This window comes from Granulicatella sp. HMSC31F03, from assembly GCF_001807725.1.
In the GTDB taxonomy this organism is placed as follows: Bacteria; Bacillota; Bacilli; order Lactobacillales; family Aerococcaceae; genus Granulicatella; species Granulicatella adiacens.
The window spans coordinates 38,425-44,424 of sequence record NZ_KV790870.1 but is presented as its reverse complement, the minus strand read 5'-3'; the positions used below and the strand labels follow the sequence as shown (position 1 = coordinate 44,424).

Below are 6,000 nucleotides of genomic sequence, written 5' to 3'. Positions count from 1 at the left end.
CGGTACAGTTATTTCCATTACTATGAAGATATCCGTAAGGATACGCAGTAATCATTTATGCACTATTAAGCACTTTTATTTTGTTTGAAATGCTTCGAAGTCGAATGCTTCGCCCTTGATTTTGTCCGGTAAGATGAGCGCGATTAAAATACCGATAATCGCCGGTCCCATCCATCCCAGCGATAAGCTTTGCAGTGGAAGAATTTCCAACGCTTTTACTAATCCTTCTAATTTCAATGCAGAAGCCACACTTGAAACCGTTGAAATAATCGTTGTCAACGCAACTGTTAGCTGCATTCCACTCTTCGAGAATGCCACTTTCTTATTCACTAGTACGAAGAACGCAATCACAACCGTAATTGGATATAAAATCATTAATACTGGAAGTGAGAAGGCAATAATCGTTTGAAGTCCAAGGGTCGCAACGCCAAATCCGATGAATGTAAATACGGTCGCATAGACTTTATAAGAGAAGCGTGGGAATGTTTCTTCGAAGAACTCCCCTACAGATACGATTAATCCTACTGTTGTTGTTAAGCAGGTAATGACTACCATTACCGCTAAGAAGGCTTGCCCAAATGTCCCGAACAAGTCGCGTGAAGCCATGGTTAATACGTAAGACCCTACGTTTAGTGTTGAATCTTGTGCTAGGGCACTTGCCACATTGAAGTGATTTCCAAGGAAAGCAAGGCCGATATACAAAACGCTGAATCCAATCGCTGTTACAAATCCCACACTCATAATCGTTTTCATGTACTCTTTTTTAGAGCTGAAATGGAACTCTTTTAATGTGTTTACGGCAACGACTGAGAAGGCTACGGCAGCTAAAGCATCGAGTGTGTTATATCCCTCAACAAAGCCATTTCCAAAAGCGGTCGATACGGTTAGATTTGTTTGGCCTGCTAATTCTGGTGACGTTTGCCCATATTTAAACGCTCCAACGACCACTAAGATTAAAATTAATCCTGCAAAAATCGGTGTTAAGATTTTACCGATGCTGGATAAGAGTGATGAACGGTTATACGCTAAGAAAAAGGCTACAGCAAAGTAAATCGCTGCGTAAATTAGAAGACCTGAATTAGAATCTGGCAAGAACGGTGCTACCCCGATGTTGTAGGATACCGTTGCTGTACGCGGAATCGCAAAGAAAGGTCCAATGGATAAATATAATACTACTAAAAATGCCAATGAGAAGATTGGATGAATCTTTTCGTCCAATTCTTTTCTGAATCCACCATTAATCACTGTTCCAATTAATAACGTTCCAATCGCAAGTCCCACTCCAGATACGATAAATCCGATGACTGCTGGCCAAAATTGCTCAGCAGATTGATAGCCTAAGCTTGGCGGAAAAATTAAATTACCTGCTCCAAAGAAAAATCCAAATAGAAGCAACCCTGTTAATACACCTTTTTTCATTTGTCCTCCTTCTAAAAAAAGACCCTTCAAATGCCTTTCTTCGCATCCGAAGGGTCCCCTTTTTGTTTTTATTCAATTAAGCTACGGTTGAGCCATTTGGCATTCCTTCTGGTGCAAACACCACTTGAAGAACGCCATCTTTTTCAGCCGAAAGAATCATACCTTGGCTGATTTGTCCACGCATTTTACGTGGTTTCAAGTTCGCAACAATCACGACTTTCTTACCAACGAAAATACTTGGATCTGGGTACCATTCCGCAATCCCTGAAAGGATTTGACGGTGACCTCCAGCATCTCCAGCGTCTAAGCGGAATTGAAGCAATTTGTCTGCTCCTTCTACTGGTCCGCATTCGATAACTTCTGCGACTTTTAATTCAATCTTGTCGAAGTCGTCGTATTTGATACTTTCTTTTTCGCTTGAAAGTTCCACTTCTTCTGGGTTCCAGTCAGTGTTTTCTTCTTCAGCTGGTGCTCCACCCATTTTAGATTGGATGTAAGCCACTTCTTCTTCCACATCTAAACGCGGGAAGATTGGTTGACCTTTTTCAACCACCTTAGTTCCTTCAGGAATCACGCCAAATGTGTGTAATGAAGGGTAATCCATTAACGCGCTGTCCGTAATTCCTAATTGAGCCAAGATTTCTCCTGGAGTTTGCGTTAAGAATGGTTGTAAGGCAACGGCAATGATTCGTAAGCTTTCTGCTAAGTAATTCATTGTACGTGCTAATTCTTCTTGGCGCGCTTCATCTTTCACAGCGGCCCATGGAGTTGTTTCGTCGATATATTTATTCGTACGAGAAACGAATTTCCAGATTGCAGCCAGCGCTACTGAGAATTGCATGTTTTCCATCGCTTCTTCAACTTCCACAATCATCGCTTTTGAAGCATCGACTAATTCTTGGTCAAATGTTGAAACCGGTGCAGTGTATGCAGGGATTGTTCCATCGAAATACTTATTAATCATCGCAACAGTACGGTTTAATAAGTTTCCTAAGTCATTGGCTAAGTCATAGTTAATACGTTCTACGAATGATTCTGGAGTGAAAATTCCGTCAGAACCGAATGGCACTTCACGTAATAAGTAGTAACGAAGTGCATCTAAGCCGTAACGTTCGATTAATGTGTTTGGATCTACGACGTTTCCTTTCGATTTAGACATTTTACCGTCTTTCATCAATAACCATCCGTGTGCGAAGATTTTCTTCGGTAATGGTAAATCTAAGGCCATTAACATAATTGGCCAGTAAATCGTATGGAAACGAACGATTTCTTTTCCGATAAAATGCACATCTGCAGGCCAGTAGCGGTTGAATAATGTTTCATCGTCGCTACCATATCCTAGTGCGGTAATGTAGTTTGATAAGGCATCAATCCATACATAAACTACGTGTTTTGGATCGTTTGGTACTGGAATCCCCCAGTCAAATGACGTACGAGAAACCGCTAAGTCTTCCAAACCTGGTTTGATGAAGTTATTAATCATCTCGTTTTTACGTGATTCTGGTTGAATGAAATCTGGATGTTCTTCGTAGTATTGCAATAAGCGATCAGCGTATTTGCTCATTCTAAAGAAGTAAGATTCTTCTTTGACAAGCTCAACTTCGTGCCCACTTGGCGCAACCCCACCAATCATATTTCCTTCAGCATCGCGGTATACTTCGACTAATTGTGTTTCTGTGAAGTACTCTTCGTCGGATACAGAATACCAACCTTCGTATTCACCGAGGTAAATATCGCCATTGTCCACTAATTTTTGGAAAATCTTTTGAACAGCTTTCGTATGGCGTGGTTGAGTCGTACGAATAAAATCATCGTAAGAGATATCTAACTCTTTCCACAAATCTTGAATGCCGAAAATGATTTTATCGACGAATTCAATTTCTGAAACGCCTGCTTCTTTCGCTTTTTCTTGGATTTTTTGTCCGTGTTCATCTGTTCCTGTTAAAAAGTAAGTGTCAAAACCTTGCAATTTTTTGTAGCGGACCATTGCGTCACTGGCTACAGTTGTATAGGCATGACCAATATGTAAATTACCACTCGGATAGTAAATCGGAGTCGTTAAATAGAATGTTTTTTTGTCTTCAGCCATGTTGGGAAGAGCCTCCTTGAAATTCTTTAAACATAGGGTTAGTATACCATACCTATCAAAAAAATACGAGAAGTGAAAACAAAGTGGAGCGCGATTGGGATGTAAATTGTACTTAGATTCAATTTGGGTTTTCTGGAGTTGGGTTTGTGCTGATGATTTCTTAGAATCCTTGCGGATTCTTTTTATAATCGCTGTTACGGGGCACCGGTGCAAGCCTGTAGTCTTGCACCTTCGAAGCTTCAAACGCGGAGTACGGGACACGTCCCTACTCCGCCTAAGCACAGTGGTTGAATGGGATGAGCTACGCTATATCTAGCTTGCTCATTCCTATTCAACTTTGTGGAGGAAAGAAAACGAAATATTGTAAATACATTAATGTATTTACAGTATTTCTGTCTTTCTCCCTCACATTCGATGCGATTCCCCGTTACTGCGATTATAAAATCCGCAAGCTTCTCCGAAATCTTCTATATAGAAAGGCTTGAAATCCAACTGAATTGAGTTTATTTTTTTCTGCTCCACATTATTTTCTCGTATTTTTTGGGTGGTTGGAAACATTAGAAGGCAAGGAAACTTCAAGAGAGAATAGAAAAAAGAGAAGGGGGAGACCTTCTCTTTGGGTGTAGATAACGGATTTTTTTTATTTCTTCTTACGATTGAGAATCGCGTTTAGGACTACGGCAAGGATGCTGGCCATCACGATTCCGTTCGAGAAGAACATTCGAAATGCAGTTGGGAGGCTATTGAAAAGATTGCTATTATTGAACCCGACTCCTACTGCAATAGACACCGCTGCAATGAGGAAGTTATGCTCATTATTAACGAAATCTACACGAGCGAGCATTTGCATGCCTTGAAGCGATACGAATCCAAACATAACAATCATTGCCCCACCAATGACCGGACTTGGAATGATTTGTGCAAGAGCGCCAAATTTTGGAAGGAGTCCAAGGAGTACAAGAAAGCCTGCTGCGTAATAAATCGGAAGACGTGTTTTAATCCCAGACATTTTCACTAAACCGACATTTTGAGAGAAGCCTGTATAAGGGAATGTATTAAACACCCCTCCAAGGAGTACTGCTAACCCCTCTGCTCGGTACCCGTTGCGAAGTCGTGTTTCATCGATTGGATCCTTCGTAATATCAGACAAAGCTAGATAGACCCCTGTTGATTCCACCATTGATACCGTCGCAATAATACACATCATCACAATGGAAGAAAATTCAAAAGTTGGAGCTCCAAAATAAAATACGGTAGGAATATGAAGGAGAGGCGCTTGGATCACAGGTGTAAAGTTCACTTGGCCCATTCCAGAAGCAATCAAAGTCCCAATCACTAATCCTAGTAGAATGGAAATGGATTTGAGGAATCCTTTCGTAAAAATATTAACGACTAAAATAATAAAAACTGTAATGAGAGCTAGTGTTAAACTTTCTAGAGTTGGATTCGCTACGTTATTTCCCATATTTCCAATGGCAACCGGAATGAGCGTGAGTCCAATGGTTGTAATCACAGAGCCGGTAACAATGGCAGGAAAATAGTTCGCCAGTTTTGAGAAGATTCCCGAAATTAAAACAACGAAAATCCCCGAGACAATCAGCGCGCCAAACATGGCTCCACTTCCGTGACTCTGTCCTATAATCGTTAATGGAGCAACTGATTGAAACGCCACGCCTAACACGACAGGGAGCCCAATCCCAAAATACTTATTGAGTTGCAACTGAAGAAAAGTGGCTACCCCACACATAAAAATATCTGTTGAGACTAAATATGTCAGTTGCTCGCTATTATAGCCAAGCGCCTGTCCAATCATCATCGGTACTAAAATCGATCCTGAATACATCGCTAGTAAATGTTGAAGTCCCAGCACCATTGCCTTGGAATGCTTTTCCTGCTGCATTATAGGTCAGCCTCCTTAAACACAACTTTTCCGTTTTCAAACCGTTCTAGACGCGCCAGAGAAAAGACTGGAATTCCCGCTTCTTCTAATAACCGTCTTCCATCTTGGAAAGATTTCTCGATGACAATTCCAACCGCTTCGACTTTGGCTCCTGCCTGTTCAACAATCTCGACTAATCCTTTTGCGGCTTGGCCATTCGCTAGAAAATCATCCACGATTAACACTCTGTCCTTCTCTGAAAGGTATTTACTAGCTATCGACACTGTATTGGTCACTTGCTTTGTAAATGAAAACACCTCTGCTGTTAGAATTCCTTCATTCATCGTGATATTTTTGGATTTCTTCGCAAAAATCATTGGAACTTCTAAGGCATCTGCCGTATACAGTGCTGGAGCAATCCCTGATGCTTCAATAGTAACCACTTTTGTAATCCCAGCATTTTTAAACTTTGCCGCAAAAACCTCTCCAATTTCTTTCATCAAGTGTAAATCTACCTGATGCGTTAAAAACGAGTCTACTTTAAGGATATTTTCACCTAACACATAACCATCTTTTAAAATACGAGCTTCTAATGTTTCCATAACTCCTCCTT

The 6,000-nt window shown here is 40.9% G+C and carries 4 protein-coding genes; all 4 read right to left on the bottom strand.

From position 1 onward, the window contains the following. Positions 1–75 precede the first annotated feature (75 nt). The gene (gene brnQ, locus HMPREF3106_RS07600; RefSeq protein ID WP_070445593.1) at positions 76–1,419 is read right to left on the bottom strand and encodes a branched-chain amino acid transport system II carrier protein; all 1,344 of its coding nucleotides are present in this window, start codon (positions 1,417–1,419) and stop codon (positions 76–78) included. Positions 1,420–1,495: 76 nt separating this feature from the next. After that, positions 1,496–3,553, bottom strand: a complete 2,058-nt coding sequence (gene metG / locus HMPREF3106_RS07595) for a methionine--tRNA ligase (protein ID WP_256364719.1) — start codon at positions 3,551–3,553, stop codon at positions 1,496–1,498. Positions 3,554–4,148: 595 nt separating this feature from the next. Beyond that, complete coding sequence (locus tag HMPREF3106_RS07590; protein ID WP_148128833.1) at positions 4,149–5,411, bottom strand: nucleobase:cation symporter-2 family protein; 1,263 nt, start codon at positions 5,409–5,411, stop codon at positions 4,149–4,151. Further along, on the bottom strand, positions 5,408–5,989 hold the full coding sequence (locus HMPREF3106_RS07585; protein WP_049555080.1) for a xanthine phosphoribosyltransferase: 582 nt from the start codon (positions 5,987–5,989) through the stop codon (positions 5,408–5,410). The genes HMPREF3106_RS07590 and HMPREF3106_RS07585 overlap by 4 nt, the downstream gene beginning before the upstream one ends. Between the last annotated feature and the right edge of the window lie 11 nt (positions 5,990–6,000).